Consider the following 17897-nt stretch of genomic DNA (forward strand, 5'->3'; position numbering starts at 1 on the left):
GCTACAGGACTGGGTCCGCGTCGATGCGCATGCGCAGGATCGCGTAGGGCGGCTGCTGCAGGTCCCGGCCGCGGTTGAATTCCGGCCGCCGGTTGACCTGGGCCGCCGAGATATAGAGCCAACGGTCCGGGGTGATCCAGAAGGTGTCGGCCCAGACCAGCCGGTCGTCGGCGGCCAGCACCTCCACGGTGCCGTCCGGCAGGCGCCGGCCGACCGCGTTGTGCTCCTGCAGGCTGAGATAGACCCGGTCCTCGGAATCGGTGGTCAGTCCCCCGGTCATGCCCTTCTCGCCGAGATCCCGGACCGCGGCGGCCACGGCCGCGTCCGGGACGTCCGGGTCGCGCAGGGCCGCGGTCTCGACCGCGTAGAGCCGCCGGCTCATCAGCGGCGCGTAGTAGAGGCGGCCGCCGTCCGGGCTGATCGCGATGCCGTTGGCGCCGCCCTTCGGGCTCTTCTCGGGCGCGTCGCCCTTCCGCTCCATCACGGGGCGGCGCTCCACGAACTTGACCAGGCCCTCCTCGGATCGCGTGCTGGCATGGTCCGCGAGGCGCCGCACCACCCGCCCGCTGTCGAGGTCGACCGCCAGGATCGCGCCCGCGCCGGCCTGGCCCTGGTCGGTGACGTAGGCCAGCGCGCGGCCGTCGCGCACGTCGACCCGCAGGTCGTTCAGGGAGGAATCCGGAACCACGCCCGCGTCGAGGGGGATCGTCCGGCGGATGCTGTTCCGGCCGATATCGATCGCCAGGATCTTCGCGCCGCCCGGCACCGGCCGGCCCTTGCCCTCCGGCAGACCGGCATCGAGCACCCAGAGGGTGTCGTGGCGGTCGAAGACGCCGTTGGGGACGTGGAACAGCGACGCCTGCGGCGCCCCCGGATCCGGGCGGTTGGTCGCCGCGTCCGGGTAGGGCTTCACCGACCCGTCGGGCAGCACCTCGCCGAGGGTGATCGGCTCGGCGCCGGTGAAGCGCGGCATCATCACGAAGATCCGGCCGCCCCGGGCGATGGCGAGCCCCGTGGGGGTCGAGGGCGCGTCCGCCGCGACGGCGAGCTCCAGCGTCCCCACCGGCCGGCTCGTCGGGGGCGACGGCGCCGCGGCGCGCGCCGCGGGGGCGGCGAGGGCCGCGAGACCCGTTCCGAGCAGGCGGCGGCGATCGAGGCGCATGGGGATCCTGTCGCGGAGCTTGTCGGGGCGAGGGCCTTGGCGCGCCGCTCAACCCGTGGGGGTGCCGGCCCAACGCGCGGGCCCGGTGCCCGATCCCCCGACGCCGCATCTGGACGGAAGCCCGGCGCAGACCCGCGCGCCCGGCGATCGGGAGCCGCCTGCGGGCGGTCCACAGGTGCCGGGGCGCGACGCTGGCCCCGGCCCGCGGCGGCACGCTAAGCACGGTCGGGCCGGGCGTTCGATTCGGCGCCGCGCGGGCCGCGGCCCGGGCAGGCGATGTGGAGAGGTGGGACACGCATGGATCCCGGAGGATCCGAACCGGCGCCGGAGACCGCGCCCCGGCCCGCCGCCGGGCCGCTGCGGGTCCTCGCCCTGGCCGTGCAGAAGGGTGGGACGGGCAAGACCACCCTGGCGGCCTCCCTGGCCGTCGCCGCCGCGGAGGCGGGCGAGCAGGTGACGGCGCTCGATCTCGACCCGCAGGGCTCGCTGGCCGGATGGGGAGCCCTGCGCAAGAATGACGGCAGGAGCGGGAGCGACGCCGTCGCGGTCGACCGGGTCCAGCCCTGGGAGATGGGCCAGCTCTCGGAGATCCTCGGCATCCTCGCCGAGCAGGGCACGACGCTCGCCGTCCTCGACACCGCCGGCAGCGCCTCCGGCCTCGCGCCCGCGCTGAAGGACGCCGATTTCGTCCTGATGCCGGTGCGCCCCTCGCGGCTCGACATCGTGGCCGCCCGGCCGACGCTCCAGGCGCTCGTCGGCCTCGGCCTGCGGGAGCGGCTGGCCCTGGTGCTGAACCAGTGCCCGCCGCCGCCCTCGCCGCGCACCAGCGCCTACGCGGCGCAGCTCCGCGCCCTGGGCGTCCTGGCCGAGCCCGGGATCATCCACCGGGTCGACCACCAGGACGCCCTGGCGACCGGGCTCGGCGTCACGGAATTCGCCCCCGGCAGCCAGGCCGCCGAGGAGGTCCGGGCGCTCTGGGCCTGGATCGACGGGAAGATGCGGGCGGCGCCCGCCCGCTGAGATCGGCCCTCCGCCGGGCTCAGCCCTGGCCCAGGGCCGCGAGGATCCGCGCCCAGGAGCGCGTGCCCTTGTGGAAGCTCGTCAGGTCGTACTTCTCGTTGGGCGAGTGGATCCGGTCGTCGTCGAGCCCGAAGCCGATCAGCAGGGTGTCGCGCCCCAGGATCCGCTTGAAGTCGCCGACGATCGGGATCGAGCCGCCCGCGCCGACGGTGACCGCGGGCACCCCCCACTCGTCCTGCAGCGCCGCCTTGGCGGCCCCGAGCTGCGGCATGTCGAAGGGCAGGCTGATCGCCCGCGAGCCCTTGTAGGTGATGACCTCGACCTGGCAGTCCGCCGGCACCCGCGCGCGCACGAAGGCCTCGAAGCTCTCGGCGAGCCGCTTCGGGTCCTGGTCGTCCACGAGGCGGAACGAGACCTTGGCGGAGGCGGTGGAGGCGATCACCGTCTTGGTGCCCTCGCCGGTATAGCCGCCGACGATGCCGTTGGCGTCGCAGGAGGGGCGCGACTGCACCAGCTCGATCGGCATCCGGCCGCGCTCGCCCGCGGGCTCCTTGAGGCCGATCGGCCCGAGCAGCGTCTCCGGCGTCAGGCCGAGGCCGCGCCACTGCTCCAGGACCTCGGGCGGGCGCTCGTGCACGCCCTCGTAGAAGCCCGGGATGGTCACGCGCCCGTCCGCGTCGTGCAGGTCGGCGATGATCTTGGCCAGCACGTGGATCGGGTTGCGGGCGGCGCCGCCGAAGAAGCCCGAATGCAGGTCGCGGTCGGCGCAGGTGACCTTCACCTCGAAATAGGCGAGCCCGCGCAGCGACGAGGTGATGGCCGGGGTCTTCCGGTCCCACATGCCGGTGTCGCAGACGAGGACCACGTCGCAGCCGAGTCTCTCGCGGTTGGCCGCGACCCACTCGGGAAGTCCCTGCGAGCCGCTCTCCTCGGCGCCCTCGATCAATATCGTGACGCCGCAGGGCAGCTCGCCGGTCATGGCGATGGTGGCCCGGCAGGCCTCCACGAAGGTCATCACCTGACCCTTGTCGTCGGAGGCGCCGCGCCCGACGATCGTCTTGCCGCCCCGGCCGTCCTCGGCGATGCGCGGCTCGAAGGGCGGCGTCGTCCAGAGATCGAGCGGGTCGACGGGCTGCACGTCGTAATGGCCGTAGAACAGGACGTGGGGCGCCCCGGGCTTCGGCTTGTGCGCCAGCACGACCGGATGGAGCGAGGTCTCCTCCACGGAGGTCTCGAAGCCGAGCGCGGTCAGGTCCTGGGCGAGCCAGGCGGCGGCCTCGCGGCACGGGCCGGCATAGGCGGGATCGGTGGAGATCGACGGGATCCGCAGGAAGGCGAACAGCCGCTCCAGGGCGTTCTCCAGGTCCGTGTCGATGTCGTTGAGGATCGCGTCGAGCGCGGCCATCGGGGGGCTCCGGGGTACGGCGTGGACTCTGCGAGAACTCTGCGGGAATTCCGCGCGCACGAGGGTTAGCCGAGGCGGGGCCGCGGCGGCAACGTCGGACGGTGCGGCGGACGGACTTCTGGCCGCCGGCGCGCCGCCATCGCTCACGGGTTGAGAGCGCGCGCGCCGGAACAGGCGCAGATTGGAATGGTTATCGACCGAAAGCTCAGGCCGACGCCCGCCCGTCTCTCTCGGCTGCCGCTTCGGCCGATCCGTTCCCGCCCGGCTCCGGCCGGCCCAGCCCGTGGACGACATCATGCGACTCGAGACCCAGCCGCCGGTGTCGGCGGACACGCCGATCGGCATCACGCTGACGATCAACGGGCAGCGGCGCGAACTCCGGGTCGCGCCGTGGACCACCCTCCTCGACCTGCTGCGCGAGCGGCTCGACCTCACCGGCACCAAGAAGGGCTGCGACCACGGCCAGTGCGGCGCCTGCACGGTGCTGGTGAACGGCACCCGGGTGAATTCCTGCCTGACGCTGGCGGTGATGAAGGACGGCGCCGAGATCACGACGGTCGAGGGTCTCGCCGCCCTCGGCGACCGGGCGGGCAGCAACGCCCTTCACCCGATCCAGGAGGCGTTCATCGAGCACGACGCCTTCCAGTGCGGCTACTGCACCCCGGGCCAGCTCTGCTCGTCGGTCGGCCTGATGAACGAGGGCCACGCCCGCACAAGGGACGAGATCCGCGAGGCGATGAGCGGCAACATCTGCCGCTGCGGCGCCTACACCAACATCGTCGACGCCATCGAGGACGTCATGCAGGGAGGCGCCCGATGAACCGCTTCGACTACGTCCGCGCCGGCACGGTGGCGGAGGCGGTGCAGGCCTTCGGGGCCGGCGCGCGCTTCATCGCCGGCGGCACCAACCTGATCGACCTGATGAAGTACGAGGTCGAGAAGCCGGGCCGGCTGATCGACATCACCCAGCTGCCCCTCGACCGGATCGAGGCGCACGGGGACGGTCTCCGGATCGGGGCGCTCGTGACCAACGCCAAGGTGGCGTACGACGATCAGGTCGCGGCCCGCTACCCGCTCCTGCGCAACGCCATCCTGGCCGGCGCCTCGGCGCAGCTGCGCAACGCCGCCTCCACGGGCGGCAACCTGCTTCAGCGGACCCGCTGCTACTATTTCTACGACGTGGCCACGCCCTGCAACAAGCGCGCGCCGGGCTCCGGCTGCCCGGCGATCGGCGGGATGAACCGCATCCACGCGATCTTCGGGACGAGCGAGCACTGCATCGCCACCCACCCCTCCGACATGTGCATCGCGCTGGCCGCCCTGGAGGCCACCGTGCGGGTGAGCGGGCCGCAGGGCGACCGGGCGATCCCGTTCTCCGAGTTCCACCGCCTGCCGGGGGCCTCTCCTGAGACGGACACGAACCTCGCCCCCGGCGAGATCATCGTGTCGGTCGACCTGCCGGAGAGCCGCTTCCCGCAGCACTACACCTACCTGAAGCTGCGCGACCGGCTGTCCTACGCCTTCGCGCTGGTCTCGGTGGCGGCGGCCCTGGAGCTCGACGGCGACCGGGTGAAGACCGCCCGGCTGGCGCTCGGCGGCGTCGCCCACAAGCCCTGGCGCAACCGCGAGGCCGAGGCCCTGCTGGAGGGCAAGCCCGCGACCCGCGAGAGCTTCCAGGCCGCGGCCGACCTGATCGTCGCGGAGGCCAAGCCCCAGTCGGAGAACGGCTTCAAGATCGATCTCGCCCGGCGGGCCATCGTGCGCGGCCTCGAGCAGGCCGCCGCCGGCACGCCCCAGTCGCTCAGCGACAAGCGCATCCAGTAGGTCCCGCCATGACCCACACCTCCAGCCCCCAGACCTTCAGCTCCACCGGCCGCGACACCTTCGTCGGCAGCCCGCGCAGCCGCATCGACGGGCCCGCCAAGGTCACCGGCCTCGCCAAGTACGCGGGCGAGTTCGCCGCGCCCGACCTCGCCTACGGCTTCGTGGTGTCGAGTTCGATCGCCAAGGGCCGGATCACCGGCATCGACTCCGCCGAGGCCGAGGCGGTGCCGGGCGTCCTCACGGTGCTCACCCACGAGAACCGGCCGCGCACCGCGTGGCGGGACAAGAACTTCCAGGACCAGGTGGCGCCCCCCGGCTCGCCGTTCCGCGCCCTCTACGACGACCTGATCGTGTTCAGCGGTCAGCCGGTCGCCCTGGTGGTGGCGGAGGATTTCGAGACGGCGCGCTACGCCGCGTCCCTCGTCCGCGTGAGCTACGCGATGGAGGAGCCCGGGACCGACCTGGAGGCCCTGCGCGGCACCGCCTACGACCCGCCCTACAAGCGCACGGGCATCAAGCCGCCGCCGGAGCCCTGGGGCGACGCCGACACGGCGTTCGGCAGCGCGCCGGTCCGCGTGCAGGGCGCCTACAGCCTCGCCGACGAGCACCACAACCCGATGGAGCCGCACGCCTCCACCGTGGTGGTCGAGCAGGACGGCACCTACACGGTCTACGACAAGATCCAGGGCGTCTCGAACAGCCACCAGTACCTCACCAACGTCTTCGGCCTGAAGCCCGATCAGGTGCGGGTGCTCAACCCCTATCTCGGCGGCGGCTTCGGCTCGGGCCTGCGCCCGCAGTACCAGCTGTTCCTGGCGATGCTGGCCGCCCAGGAGCTGAAGCGCTCCGTGCGCGTGACCCTCACCCGCGACCAGTTGTGGAGCTTCACCTACCGGTCCGAGGCGCTGCAGACGATCGCGCTCGGTGCCGAGCCGGACGGGACGCTGACGGCCCTCCGCCACGACGCGGTCCAGGGCACCTCGCAGTACGAGGATTACCAGGAGGTCGTCGTCAACTGGTCGGGCGTCCTCTACCGGTGCGACAACGTCGCCCTCGGCTACCGGCTGGTGAAGCTCGACACGCCGACGCCCGGCGACATGCGCGCGCCCGGCGCGGTGACCGGCGTCTTCGCGATCGAGACCGCGATGGACGAGCTCGCCTACGCGACCGGGCTCGACCCGATCGACCTGCGGCTGAAGAACTACGCCGAGTCCGACGCCACCGCCGAGGGCAAGCCGTTCGGCTCGAAGGAGCTGAAGAGCTGCTTCCGGCAGGGCGCCGAGCGGTTTGGCTGGGCGAGGCGCAGCCCCGAGCCCCGCTCCATGCGCGACGGCCGGGAACTCGTCGGCTGGGGCGTGGCCACCGGCATCTGGGAATCGATGATGATGCAGTCGAGCGCCATCGCGACCCTGACGCCGGACGGCCGCCTGACCGTCGGCAACTCCACCGGCGACATCGGCACCGGCACCTACACGATCCTGACGCAGATCGCGGCCGACACGCTCGGCCTGCCGATGGACGCGGTGACGACCAAGCTCGGCGACACCCGCCTGCCGGAGGCCCCGGTCGCCGGCGGCTCGTGGACCGCCGCCTCCTCGGGCACCGCCGTGATGAAGGCCTGCCGCAACGTCGGCGCCCAGGTGTTCAAGCTCGCCCGCGCCATGGAGAACTCGCCGCTCGCCAACGTCGACTTCGACCGGGCCGTGTTCGCGGACGGCCGCATCGCGGTCGCGGGCGACCCGGGCCGCAGCGTCGCGCTGGTGGATGTCCTGCAGGCGGCCGGCGTCGACAAGGTCGAGGCCGTCGAGGAGGCCGGGCCCGACAAGGACTTCAATCAGAAATACGAAGCCTACACCCACTCGGCGATCTTCGCCGAGGTGAAGGTCGACGAGGAGCTGGGCCAGGTCCGGGTCACCCGCATCGTCTCGGCGATCGCGGCCGGCAAGGTGCTGAACCCGAAGACGGCGCGCAGCCAGATCCTCGGCGGCGTGGTGATGGGGATCGGCTCGGCGCTCGAGGAGGAGTCGATGCTCGACCACCGCATCGGCCGGTTCATGAACCACAATCTCGGCGAGTACCACGTGCCCGTCCACGCCGACATCTACGACATCGACGTGATCTTCGTGGAGGAGGAGGACAAGGCGAACCCGCTGGGCGTGAAGGGGCTCGGCGAGATCGGCATCGTCGGCACCGCGGCGGCGATCGCCAACGCGGTCTTCCACGCCACCGGCAGGCGGGTGCGCGACCTGCCGATCACCGTCGACAAGCTCCTGTGAGCGGCGAATGTTTCACAGGAAACATTGACGGTTCGGCAAGGAGTCGGACGCGGGCGCTCCGCCGCGCTGAATCGCTCCGCGCGCGAGGACGGTGATGCGCCCGCGCGCTGCCCTGAGAACCGACACGGGATCGCGGTGAGCCCCCTGCTGGAATCCTGGCGCTTCTGGGCGCTCGCCGCCGCCGGCTTCGCGGCGCTGACCGCGATCCTCGCCAAGGTCGGGGTCGCGGGCGTGCCGTCGGACGTCGCGACCTTCGTGCGCACCGCGGTCATCCTGGTCTTCGCGGGCGCGATCGTGGTCGTCTCCGGGCAGGCGGGCGGCCTCGCGCAGGTCACCGGCCGGAGCCTCGCCTTCCTCATCCTGTCGGGGCTCGCCACCGGGGCGTCGTGGCTCTGCTACTTCCGCGCCCTGTCGCTGGGCGACGCCGCCCGCGTCGCGCCGCTCGACAAGCTCAGCGTCGTGCTGGTGGCGATCCTCGGCGCCACCCTGCTCGGCGAGACCCTCAGCCTCGCCGCCTGGGCCGGGGTCGCGCTGATCGCGGCGGGCGCGGCCCTCGTCGCCTCCGGACTGTGAGATCATGCGCGCTGGCGCACCGATCCCTTAACGCGATGCGCGCATCATGCGGTTGCCTCGCGAAAGGGGACCGTCATGGAATGGGTTTATCGCGGCTTCGAGACCTCGCTTCTCGGTCTCGCCCTCTGTCTCGGGCTCGGCGCCTGCCTGACACTCGGCACCGGGCTCGGCACCGGACATGCACCGGCCGGAACGCTCTCCGTCACCCTGCCGATGCTCACGGTGACCGCCCCCGCGCCCTGAGGCGCGGGACCGGTCCGCGGCGGTGTCAGGCGGCGCCCTGCACGGCGCGGAACATGAAGCTCCGCGCCTCGGCGTCCATCTCCGCCTTGAAGGCGTGGCGGCCCTTCAGCGCCTCGGCGGCCTGGGCGGCCGGCCGCGCGTTGAGCGCGTCGAGGTGGCGCTTGACGTTGGGCAGGTCCCCGAAGGCGCCCTCGCCGAGGATGAAGGGCACCATCCGGGCCCAGCCCCAGACCGCCATGTCGACGATCGTGTAGGTGTCGCCCAGCACGTAGGTGCGGTCGGCGAGGCGCTGGTCGAGGATGCCCCAGTGCCGGCGCGCCTCGAAGGTGTAGCGCTCGGTGGCGTAGGCACCCCCGTCCTGCGCGAAGTGGCGGAAATGCACGCACTGGCCGGAGAACGGCCCGATGCCGGTCGCCACGAACATCAGCCAGGACAGCATCTCGCCGCGGACGGGCTCGCCCTCCGGCAGGAACCGGCCGGTCTTGCCCGCCAGGTACATCAGGATCGCGTTCGAATCGAACACGGTCACGTCGCCGTCGACGATCGCCGGCACCTTCCCGTTCGGATTGACGGCCGTGTAGGCCGGATCGAACTGCTCGCCCTTGCGGGTATCGACCGGCACCGGCTCGTAGGGCAGCCCCATCTCCTCGAGGCAGAGGGCGACCTTCATGGGGTTGGGGCTGAGATTGTAGAAGAATCGAATCACCGCGCTCTCCCTGAACGACGCGGGCAGGATGTCCGGGCCCCGCGCCGGCACAAGGCGCGGGCGCGCAGGGCGGCTATTCCACGACGATCTTGTAGCCGCGTCCCGGCACCAGCGCGGCGCCCCGCTCCAGCCCGTTGAGGACGAGGAACCGGTCGAGCGCCCGGTCGGGCACCGCCATGCGGCGGGCGAGGTCCTCGGCGCTGGTCGAGGCGGCCTGGACCACCTGCAGCCGCAGGGGGCGCAGGACCGCCTCGTCGGGCGCGACCGCGACCAGGGTCGCGGTCCAGCGGCGGAAGGCCGGGTCGGGGTCGGTGGCGCCCTTGGCGGCCATGATCATCCGGTAGGTCGAGTCCCCGATCCGGATGGCCGCGAGGCGGAAGGTCCACTCCTTCCCCCGCGACAGCGCGAAGGCCGCCGGGTGGCCGGCGACGTCCCGGGTCTCGAAGCCGGCCGGGTCGAAGGCGTCGTTCCAGCTCGCCTTAAGCACCGCCTCGAGGGGCTGGCCGTCCTTCGCCTCGATCTGATCGAACAGCAGGCGCCGGCCGCCGTCCTGGGTGGTCCCGAGCACCGCCGAGCGGGTGTTCTCCAGGGTGAAGCCCTCCGGCACCTCGAAGGCGATGCCGAGGCCGGGATGGATGAAGCGGTGCCCGCGCACCGCGCCGTCGCGCGGGTTGTCGCCGTAGGCGAGCCCGTCCACCGCCGCGAGGTAGGCGGCGCGGTCGTCGGTGCCGATGCCCGGCGCGCCGATGCGGCGGGCCGCCCGGGTGACCTGATTGATGCGCTCGGCCGTGCCCGGGTGGGTCGCCAGCATGTCGGGCGCGCCGGCGCTGCCGGACTTCAGCCCCGTCGAGCGGTTGAGCGCGGCGAGGAAGCGCCCGGCCGCGAACGGATCGTAGCCGGCCTTGGCGAGGGTGCGCACGCCGGTGGCGTCGGCCTCCAGCTCCTGCTCGCGGGAGAACCGGGCGAGCGCGAAGCGCGACTGGCTCTGCAGCTGCGCGCCGGTATCGGGGTCGTTCAGCACGTCGGCCACGACGCGGCTGACGAGCGCCGAGCGCAGCTCGAGCTCGCTGCGGGCGGTGGCGTGGTTGAGGGTCACGTGGGCCATCTCGTGGGCCAGCACGGCCGCCACCTCGGAGGTGTCGCTCGCCAGGGCCACGAGGCCGCGGGTGACGTAGAGCCGCCCGTTCGGCAGCGCGAAGGCGTTGACCACCGGCGAGTCGAGGAGCGTCACCGTGTAGGCCTGGTCGGGCCGGTCGCTCGCCTTCACGAGGCGGTCGGTCACCTCGGTCAGCATCCGCGTGACGTTGGGGGCCCGGGCCTCGCCCCCGAAGGAGGCCACGAGCTTGAGGTGGTCGGCATCCGCGGCGCGCTCGCGGCCGGTGGTGCGCGGCGCCTCCGCGGGCACCCGCACCACGGCCGGCCGCACGGTCGCCTCGGTCTGGTCGGCGACGCAGGCGCCGAGCAGCAGGGCGAGGCCGCCCAGCGCCGCCGCGCCGAGGGCGCGCCGGCCCGCCGCGCGGGTCCGCCCCGCGATGATGTGCCCCGTGATCCCGCCCATCGCGATCAGCGCCGCAATCCCCGTTCCCCGTCCGAATCGGCCTCCGGCCGGTCCGTCTCCCCGAGCGTCTCGAGCCCGTCGAGGGCGACCTCCAGGGTCGGGCCGCGCCGGACCTCCAGGAGGCCGCGCACCCGCACGCGCCGGCCTTCGAGCGAGGCCGCACTCAAACCACGGGCGCGCATCATTCGCCAAGTGCGTTTCGATACCGTCACCGTGAGGCCGTCCGTGCCGCGGGCCGCGAAATCGAGATAGGTGCGCGCGCCGCGCTCGCCGACGTGGCGGATCCGGCCCTCCGCGACGACGAAGCGCCCGGCCCGCGCCCGGAGCGCCGGACCGTCCCGCGCCGCCGGGAGCGCGACGCTCCAGAGACCGAGCCCGCGCGCCCGGGCGGCCGCCTCCACGAGGCGCAGGCCGGGCCGGCAGAGCGAATCGGCCTCGTTCGCGTCCGCGTAGGCGAGCCCGGCCGCGATGAGGCCGCCCGCCAGGTCCGCGTCGTCCTCCGCGGCCAGGAGATCGGCCCGCACGCGATCCCACCGGTCGGGCTGCCCGCGGGGAACCACCGTGACGCGGGCGCCCCGCCGGGGCTCGAGCCAGGCCAGCGCCGCGGCTTCGGCCTCCGGCGCGTCCGGCCAGCGCAGCGAGTCCAACACCGCGCGGAGGCCCGAGACCAGGCGGATCTCGCCCCGGGGCCCGATCCCGGCCACGACCTCGTCGCGCGCCGGCCCGGTCGCGCAGTCGGACGGGCCGGCCCCCGGCGCGGCGCGTGCCGGACGAATCGGCACCGCGGCGAGCGACGCCGCCATCAGGGCCGCCAGCGAGGCTGCCCGCATGACCGCCGCGCTCCCGCGCATCGATTCCCCCGAGATCGCAGGCCCCGACACCGCGCCTCTCCACCGGGCGCGGTTGGCCTCGGCCGGCGAGAATGCTATGGAGCGCGCGGTCGTCTCCGTAGCTCAGCTGGACAGAGCACAGGTTTCCTAGAAGCTTCAATTGGGCGTCGCGCCGGGAAACCGCGCGGCGGATCCGCTCAAAGTCGGGGAAAGCTTCCGGCATCGACGCGCCGCCGTCCGATGCTCTGCCGATCCCGAGCCAAGCCCGCGCGGCGCCCCGGCGTTCTGCGGGAAGGTGTAGAGACTAGACGGGCGGCACCTAACGGTCGGATGCAATCCGGCCCACGGTGAAGGGATAGTCCAGGCCACGAACGCGGACCTTCGGGACGCGGCGGCGAAAGCCGAAGTGGTATGAAACCTGGGGTCGCAGGTTCGAGCCCTGCCGGGGACACCAAGTTGTCTCATCTCGCAGATCTCGCGGTTGCAGAGCCGTGAGCAAATCGTCCACCACGTCGGGCGCCTGCCGGTGACAAGTACCGAGGGCCGCGCTAAGCTTTGCCGCCAGGATTCATGGCGGGGGGTGGACGAGCACTTCATGGCGGGCCAGAAGACCGATCAGCGCGACGTCTATGTCGGGCAACGCATCGCCGAGCAGCGCCGGAAGGCATCGCTCACACAGCGCCGCGTCGCGCAGAGCTTCGGTATGTCTGCAGCTCAGCTCCAGAAATACGAGAAGGGTACCAACCGGATCAGCGCCGTCCATCTCGATATCTTCTCGCGGATGACCGGCGTGCCGATGGATTACTTCTTCAAAGGAATGCCCCGGAACGATGACTTCATCGCCCCGGGCTTCAGCGAGCGCGAGCAGTCCACCCTGTCGGAAGCCGGGTTGAAGGGGTTGGCGGAAGTCGTGGGCCGCCACATCACCGAGAACTTCTCCGAGGAGGCGCGCCGCGACGTGGCCGACGCGATCCGGGCGCTCGAGAGCAAGCTCGGCGGCTGAGCCGGCGGCGATCCCCGCGGGCCGGTTCGATCGTTCTTCCGGTCGCTTCGTCCGTTATAGCGGATCCGTTCGTTCCTCCATCTTGACCGCCTCCCGGTCGGGTGCGAGAACCCCGGCCCCATGAAGGGTCAAACGCCGCGATCGCGACGGCGTACCTCTGCAGCCGAGGCCGTCCGATGCCGCGTTCCAACTACCTGTTCACCAGCGAGTCCGTGTCCGAGGGACACCCCGACAAGGTCTGCGACAGGATCTCGGACACCGTGGTCGACGCCTACCTCGCGGCGATGCCGGAGGCGCGGCTCGGCGTCGAGACGCTCGCCACGACCAACCGCATCGTCATCGCCGGCGAGGTGCGCGGACCCGATTCGGTGACCTTCAAGGACCTCGAGGCCCTGACCCGCGAGGCCGTGAAGGACATCGGCTACGAGCAGTCGGGCTTCCACTGGAAGAACAACGACGTCGCGATCCACCTGCACGCCCAGTCGGCCGACATCGCCCAGGGCGTGGACGCGGCCGGCAACAAGGACGAGGGCGCGGGCGACCAGGGCATCATGTTCGGCTACGCCGCCGACGAGACGCCCGAGCTGATGCCGGCGCCGATCTTCTACGCCCACAAGATCCTCAAGGACCTCGCCGACGCCCGCAAGGCGAGGCAGGGCGACGCCGCCAAGCTCGGCCCCGACGCCAAGAGCCAGGTCACGGTCCGCTACGAGAACGGCCGCCCGGTCGAGGTCACCCAGATCGTGCTGTCGACCCAGCACCTCGACGAGTCCCTCGACTCCGCGGACGTGCGCGCCATCGTCGAGCCCTACATCCTGAAGGCGCTGCCGCAGGGCTGGGTCAACGAGGGCACGGTCTGGCACGTGAACCCGACCGGCAAGTTCGTGATCGGCGGCCCGGACGGCGATGCCGGCCTCACCGGCCGCAAGATCATCGTCGACACCTACGGCGGCGCGGCCCCGCACGGCGGCGGCGCGTTCTCCGGCAAGGACCCGACGAAGGTCGACCGCTCGGCGGCCTACGCGGCGCGCTACCTCGCCAAGAACGTGGTGGCCGCGGGCCTCGCCAGCCGCGCCACGATCCAGCTCGCCTACGCGATCGGCGTCTCGAAGCCACTCTCGATCTACGTGGACCTGCACGGCACCGGCACGGTCGACGAGGCCAAGCTCGAGGCCGTGCTGATGGACGCCATGGACCTGTCGCCCCGCGGCATCCGTACGGCGCTCAGCCTGAACAAGCCGATCTACGCGCGCACCTCGGCCTACGGCCATTTCGGCCGCGCCCCCGAGGCCGACGGCGGCTTCTCGTGGGAGCGCACCGACCTCGCCGGCAAGCTGAAGTCGGCGCTGGCCTGAGGGCGGCCTCCGCGCGGCCCCGGGCCGACGCGCTGGCCGGAGATCGGCGGCGCGCCGGGGCGACGTGAACGCGGGGCGGGCGGTGCGCTGAGCGCCGCCCGGTTCCGTTCCGGAAACCAGCGGCGCCCGCGATCCGGCATCCGGCGCTGGGCGCCGCGGCGCGTCCGACGCGATGGCGCCCGCGCGCGGGTGCCGCGCGTGCGCATCAGGTCGCGGCACGTCGGGCGCGGTGTCCCGGTTGGCGTCCCGCCGACGCTCCGCGTGGCCCGCCGGGACGCGGGCCGCGTCGCATCTCCGAGGTAGACTGAGCCGGTGGACACCGACACCCCTGGACGCCCCGAGCACCCGGCCGAGGAGCCGGAGCGCGCCTTCTTCGGGCGGCGCAAGGGCAAGCGCCTGCGCGGGCAGCAGGAGCGCCGGCTCGCCGAATTGCTGCCGGCCCTGCGGGTCGACCTGCCGCCGGGCGAGGCGATCCTCGATCCGCGCGCGCTGTTCCCGGCCATGCCGGCGCCGCCCGAGGCGCTCTGGCTGGAGATCGGCTTCGGCGGCGGCGAGCACCTCGCCGCCCAGGCGGCCGCGCGGCCGGATATCGGCATCATCGGTGCCGAGCCCTTCGTCAACGGCGTGGTCAAGCTGCTGGCGGCCGTCGAGGCGCAGGGGCTGCGCAACGTCCGCATCCGCGACGAGGACGTGACCGCCCTGCTGGCGCGCCTGCCGGATGCCTGCCTCGACCGGGTCTACCTGCTCTATCCCGATCCCTGGCCCAAGCGGCGGCAGCGCAAGCGCCGGTTCGTCTCCGACGCCTCCCTCGCCGAGATCGGCCGGGTCCTGAAGGACGGGGGCCTGTTCCGCTTCGCCAGCGACATCGACGACTATGCCGGCTGGACGCTGGTCCGGGCCGCGCGGTGCCCGGTCCTCGCCTGGACGGCGCGGGACGCGCGGGACTGGACGCGGCCTTTCCCGGGCTGGCCCGGCACGCGCTACGAGGCCAAGGCGCTGGAAGCGGGCCGCCGGCCGACCTACCTGGAATTCGTCCGCCGCCCCCGGTGACGGCCCGCGCGGGCGGGTCGCGCGGGTGCCCGGTCGCCGCAGGCGGAGCGGAACGCCTTGCCACGGTCACGCTCGGGCGCCATCCTCAGGGCTCGCCGCGGTCCCGGATCGTGGCGGGAGGGGGCCATCTCCGGCGGGAGCGTGCCACGGCACGTTCGAGGATTCTTCCGAGTGAATGAGAGGGTGGGGCAGGACCCGGCGGCGGAGGACCCGTTTCGCGCCGGCTTCGACGAGGCCGCGATCGGCCTCGCCGTGCTGTCGGCGGACGGGGCGGGGATCGTCGCCGCCAACCGCGCCCTGCACGATCTCGTCGGCTGGCCGCCGGGCACGCTGTCCGGGCGGGCGGCCGCCGAACTCCTGAACGAGGGGCCCGACGGCCTCCGGGACGGTCTCCAGGTCTGGCGCCGGGCGGACGGGGCACCCCTCGACGTGCGGGTCCGGCGCGCGGGCCGGACCCTGGTGGTCGAGGCGGTCGACGTGGACGCGGCGGCCCATTCCGAGGCGAACCGCGAGGCCCTGGCGGCCGCCGGGCTCGGGGAATGGCGCTGGGACCGCGCGACCGGCCTCCTCACCCTGTCGCGCCGCGCCGCCCGCATCCTCGGGCGGCCGCCGGGCCGGTCCGTCTCGTGGGAGGAATTGAAGACGGGCCTGTCGCAGGCGGAACTCGCGCGCCTGCGCGCGCTGATCGCCGAGGCGGACGGGACCGACGAGCCCTATCAGTTCGACACGGCCACCACGGTGGCCGGACGGACCGTGATCCTGCGGGTCCGGGGGCAGGCCGTGCCGGGCCCCGACGGCACGCCGGCCGGTATGGTCGGCATCCTCCAGGACATCACCACGCGGGTCGAGGCCCGGGACGAGATCCTGTCCCGCGACCAGCGCCTGCGGGTCGCCACCACGGTCGCCCGGCTCGGCATCTTCGAGTGGCACATGCTCGAGGACCAGGCGATCTGGGAGAACGAGCACATGTACGAGATCTTCGGGCACGCGCCCGAGGACGGCACGATCGGCAAGAACGAGTTCCTCAACGACATCCTCCACCCCGACGACCGCCCCGCCGTCCGCCGGGCGATCTCCCAGGCGCTGCGGGAGGACGGGGATCTGCACATCAGCGGCCGGATCCGCCGCAAGTCCGACGGCGTGTGGCGCACGATCGACATGGCCGGCCGGTTCGAGCGCGACGCCCCCGGCCGCCTGCCCCGCCGCCTGATCGGCGTCGTCGCGGACGTGACCGACCGCCGGGTCGCGGAGGAGCGCCAGAGCCTGCTGATCCGCGAGCTCCACCACCGGGTGAAGAACACGCTGGCCACGGTCCAGGCCATCGTGGGCTCCACCGCGCGGACGGCGTCGAGCATCGAGAGCTTCTACGAGGCGTTCGTCGGGCGCATCAAATCCCTGGCGCACACGCACTCGGTCCTCACCGAGGACACGTGGCAGACGGCGTCGCTGGCCAACCTCCTGCGCAACGAGCTGAAGCCCTACGCGGAGGTGGCGCCGGACGGCGGCGCCGAGGGCCGCATCAGCCTCGACGGGCCGGCGATCGACCTGCCGTCCGAGATCGCGGTGCCGATCGGCATGGCGATCCACGAACTCACCACCAACGCGGCGAAGTACGGGGCCCTGTCGAACCGCACCGGCCGGGTGGCGGTGGAATGGTCCCTGGAGCCCGGGGGGCCGGCCGGGATCCTGCGGTTCTCATGGCGCGAGACCGGCGGCCCTCCGGTCGCGCCGCCGAGCCGCCAGGGCTTCGGCTCGCGCCTGCTGCAGCGCGTCCTGATCACCCAGGTCCAGGCCGAGGTGACCACCGACTACGCCCCCGGGGGCTTCTCCCTGACCATGCGGGCCCCGATCCCGCCGCGCAACGACAGCCTCAACCCGCTGGTGTGAGGCCGCGGCCGCCCTCAGGGCGGGTTCAGGCCGCGCCGCGGGCCCCGGACTCGCCGCCGCCGTCCACGAAGGCCTTCAGCTCGTCGAGGGACGCGAAGGTGAAGCGGCCCTGCGGCGTCTCCGCCTCGATCGAGCCGTCCTCGAACATCACGTAGGTGTTGCCGCCCGAGGCGTAGCGCCCCACCACGGTGCGCGGGGCGGCCTGCGGGGCCGGCTCGGGCTCGGGGGGCGTGTCGAGGCTCGGGCGCAGGGCCGGCGGCTCCTCCGCGGCGGCCTTCCCGGGCTCCTCCAGCGGGGGCGGAGGCGGCTCGGGGGCGGCGAACAGGTCGTCCTCGGGCGCGATCGCGCGCTCGGTCGGCGCGTCCGGCTCGGGCCGGCGATCCGCCTCCGGAACGCGGACGGGCGGGGCCACGGGCGCCGGCTCGGCCGGGGCCGGCTTCGGGGACTCGACCGCGCCGAGTTCCGGGAAGGGGGCGCGGGCCTCGTCCGGGCGGAGTTCCAGGCTCGGCTCGATCCGGGGCCGCTCGGGATCGAAGGACGGCTCGACCACCGAGGGCACGATGAAGGCGGGCGCCGCCGGCAGGACCGGCGGCAGCCGGGTCCGGGCCTCGTCGACGGGGGCCGGGGCCGGCGCCGCGGCGGGGGCCGGCCGCTCGCCGGCCGCCGGGGCGCGCCCGAACGCCCGCTCCACCCGCCGGAAACCGAGCGCCACGACGCCGAGGCCGAGCAGCACCGCGCCCGACGAGGCCGCGACCGAGCCCGCGATCACCATCGCGAGTCCGCTCTCCAGACGCACGTACGGGAAGCCCTGGATCACGGCGGCGCAGCCCCCGATGATCATGGCGGCGGCGAGCGCGAACAGCGCAGCGATCATGTTACTCTCTGACACGGGCCGGCTGACGGCCGGCGCTCAAGGCGTGCCGCACAGTAAGGCCTAGCCGTCATATTGCAAAACTCGGGGCCGAGATGTCCGGGAAACCGGAATAGTCCGGATCTGCGCCGGCT

At 73.1% G+C, this 17897-nt stretch carries 16 protein-coding genes; 10 read left to right on the top strand and 6 right to left on the bottom strand.

All coding sequences use genetic code 11. The features are described 5' to 3' along the window. Position 1: 1 nt before the first annotated feature. Positions 2–1162, bottom strand: coding sequence for an L-dopachrome tautomerase-related protein (locus tag BKE41_RS23395; RefSeq protein WP_083374405.1), 1161 nt, complete (start codon positions 1160–1162; stop codon positions 2–4). Between the two features lie 297 nt (positions 1163–1459). On the opposite strand from BKE41_RS23395, the gene BKE41_RS23400 reads away from it, so the two are divergent. Further along, complete coding sequence (locus BKE41_RS23400; RefSeq protein WP_071000164.1) at positions 1460–2182, top strand: ParA family protein; 723 nt, start codon at positions 1460–1462, stop codon at positions 2180–2182. Between the two features lie 19 nt (positions 2183–2201). On the opposite strand, the gene BKE41_RS23405 is transcribed toward BKE41_RS23400, so the two are convergent. Next, a complete protein-coding gene (locus tag BKE41_RS23405; protein WP_029358713.1) occupies positions 2202–3587 on the bottom strand; it encodes a M20/M25/M40 family metallo-hydrolase in 1386 nt (461 codons plus the stop codon). A 295-nt stretch (positions 3588–3882) separates the two neighbouring features. On the opposite strand from BKE41_RS23405, the gene BKE41_RS23410 reads away from it, so the two are divergent. From BKE41_RS23410 to BKE41_RS31750, 5 genes are all read left to right on the top strand, one after another. Next, on the top strand, positions 3883–4407 hold the full coding sequence (locus BKE41_RS23410; protein WP_024828767.1) for a (2Fe-2S)-binding protein: 525 nt from the start codon (positions 3883–3885) through the stop codon (positions 4405–4407). Further along, a complete protein-coding gene (locus tag BKE41_RS23415) occupies positions 4404–5411 on the top strand; it encodes a xanthine dehydrogenase family protein subunit M (protein WP_071000165.1) in 1008 nt (335 codons plus the stop codon). Before BKE41_RS23410 ends, BKE41_RS23415 begins: the two co-directional genes overlap by 4 nt. An 8-nt stretch (positions 5412–5419) precedes the next feature. Then, on the top strand, positions 5420–7687 hold the full coding sequence (locus BKE41_RS23420; protein WP_024828765.1) for a xanthine dehydrogenase family protein molybdopterin-binding subunit: 2268 nt from the start codon (positions 5420–5422) through the stop codon (positions 7685–7687). A 135-nt stretch (positions 7688–7822) separates the two neighbouring features. Then, on the top strand, positions 7823–8260 hold the full coding sequence (locus BKE41_RS23425) for an EamA family transporter (protein ID WP_012321406.1): 438 nt from the start codon (positions 7823–7825) through the stop codon (positions 8258–8260). Positions 8261–8335: 75 nt separating this feature from the next. After that, positions 8336–8503, top strand: coding sequence for a hypothetical protein (locus tag BKE41_RS31750; protein ID WP_012321407.1), 168 nt, complete (start codon positions 8336–8338; stop codon positions 8501–8503). A gap of 25 nt (positions 8504–8528) precedes the next feature. Here BKE41_RS31750 and BKE41_RS23430 read toward each other — a convergent pair whose 3' ends face one another. The 3 genes from BKE41_RS23430 to BKE41_RS23440 all read right to left on the bottom strand — a co-directional run bounded on the left by BKE41_RS23430 (position 8529) and on the right by BKE41_RS23440 (position 11597). Then, on the bottom strand, positions 8529–9209 hold the full coding sequence (locus BKE41_RS23430; RefSeq protein ID WP_012321408.1) for a glutathione S-transferase family protein: 681 nt from the start codon (positions 9207–9209) through the stop codon (positions 8529–8531). 73 nt (positions 9210–9282) lie between these two features. Then, on the bottom strand, positions 9283–10767 hold the full coding sequence (locus BKE41_RS23435; protein ID WP_012321409.1) for a M48 family metalloprotease: 1485 nt from the start codon (positions 10765–10767) through the stop codon (positions 9283–9285). Between the two features lie 5 nt (positions 10768–10772). Beyond that, complete coding sequence (locus BKE41_RS23440; protein ID WP_083374498.1) at positions 10773–11597, bottom strand: DNA-binding protein; 825 nt, start codon at positions 11595–11597, stop codon at positions 10773–10775. 595 nt (positions 11598–12192) lie between these two features. Here BKE41_RS23440 and BKE41_RS23445 point away from each other — a divergent pair. The 4 genes from BKE41_RS23445 to BKE41_RS23460 all read left to right on the top strand — a co-directional run bounded on the left by BKE41_RS23445 (position 12193) and on the right by BKE41_RS23460 (position 16892). Further along, a complete protein-coding gene (locus BKE41_RS23445) occupies positions 12193–12600 on the top strand; it encodes a helix-turn-helix transcriptional regulator (protein ID WP_012321411.1) in 408 nt (135 codons plus the stop codon). 176 nt (positions 12601–12776) lie between these two features. Then, complete coding sequence (metK, locus tag BKE41_RS23450; protein WP_012321412.1) at positions 12777–13955, top strand: methionine adenosyltransferase; 1179 nt, start codon at positions 12777–12779, stop codon at positions 13953–13955. Between the two features lie 312 nt (positions 13956–14267). Further along, positions 14268–15005 (top strand): tRNA (guanine(46)-N(7))-methyltransferase TrmB, encoded by a 738-nt coding sequence (locus tag BKE41_RS23455; protein ID WP_024828763.1) that lies wholly within the window; start codon positions 14268–14270, stop codon positions 15003–15005. A gap of 171 nt (positions 15006–15176) precedes the next feature. Next, a complete protein-coding gene (locus BKE41_RS23460; RefSeq protein WP_012321414.1) occupies positions 15177–16892 on the top strand; it encodes an HWE histidine kinase domain-containing protein in 1716 nt (571 codons plus the stop codon). Positions 16893–16917: 25 nt separating this feature from the next. Here the strand turns inward: BKE41_RS23460 and BKE41_RS23465 are convergent, their stop codons facing one another. After that, the gene (locus tag BKE41_RS23465; protein ID WP_071000167.1) at positions 16918–17766 is read right to left on the bottom strand and encodes a hypothetical protein; all 849 of its coding nucleotides are present in this window, start codon (positions 17764–17766) and stop codon (positions 16918–16920) included. Positions 17767–17897: the final 131 nt, after the last annotated feature.

Origin of the sequence: Methylobacterium sp. C1, from assembly GCF_001854385.1 — a bacterium.
GTDB lineage: Bacteria > Pseudomonadota > Alphaproteobacteria > Rhizobiales > Beijerinckiaceae > Methylobacterium > Methylobacterium radiotolerans.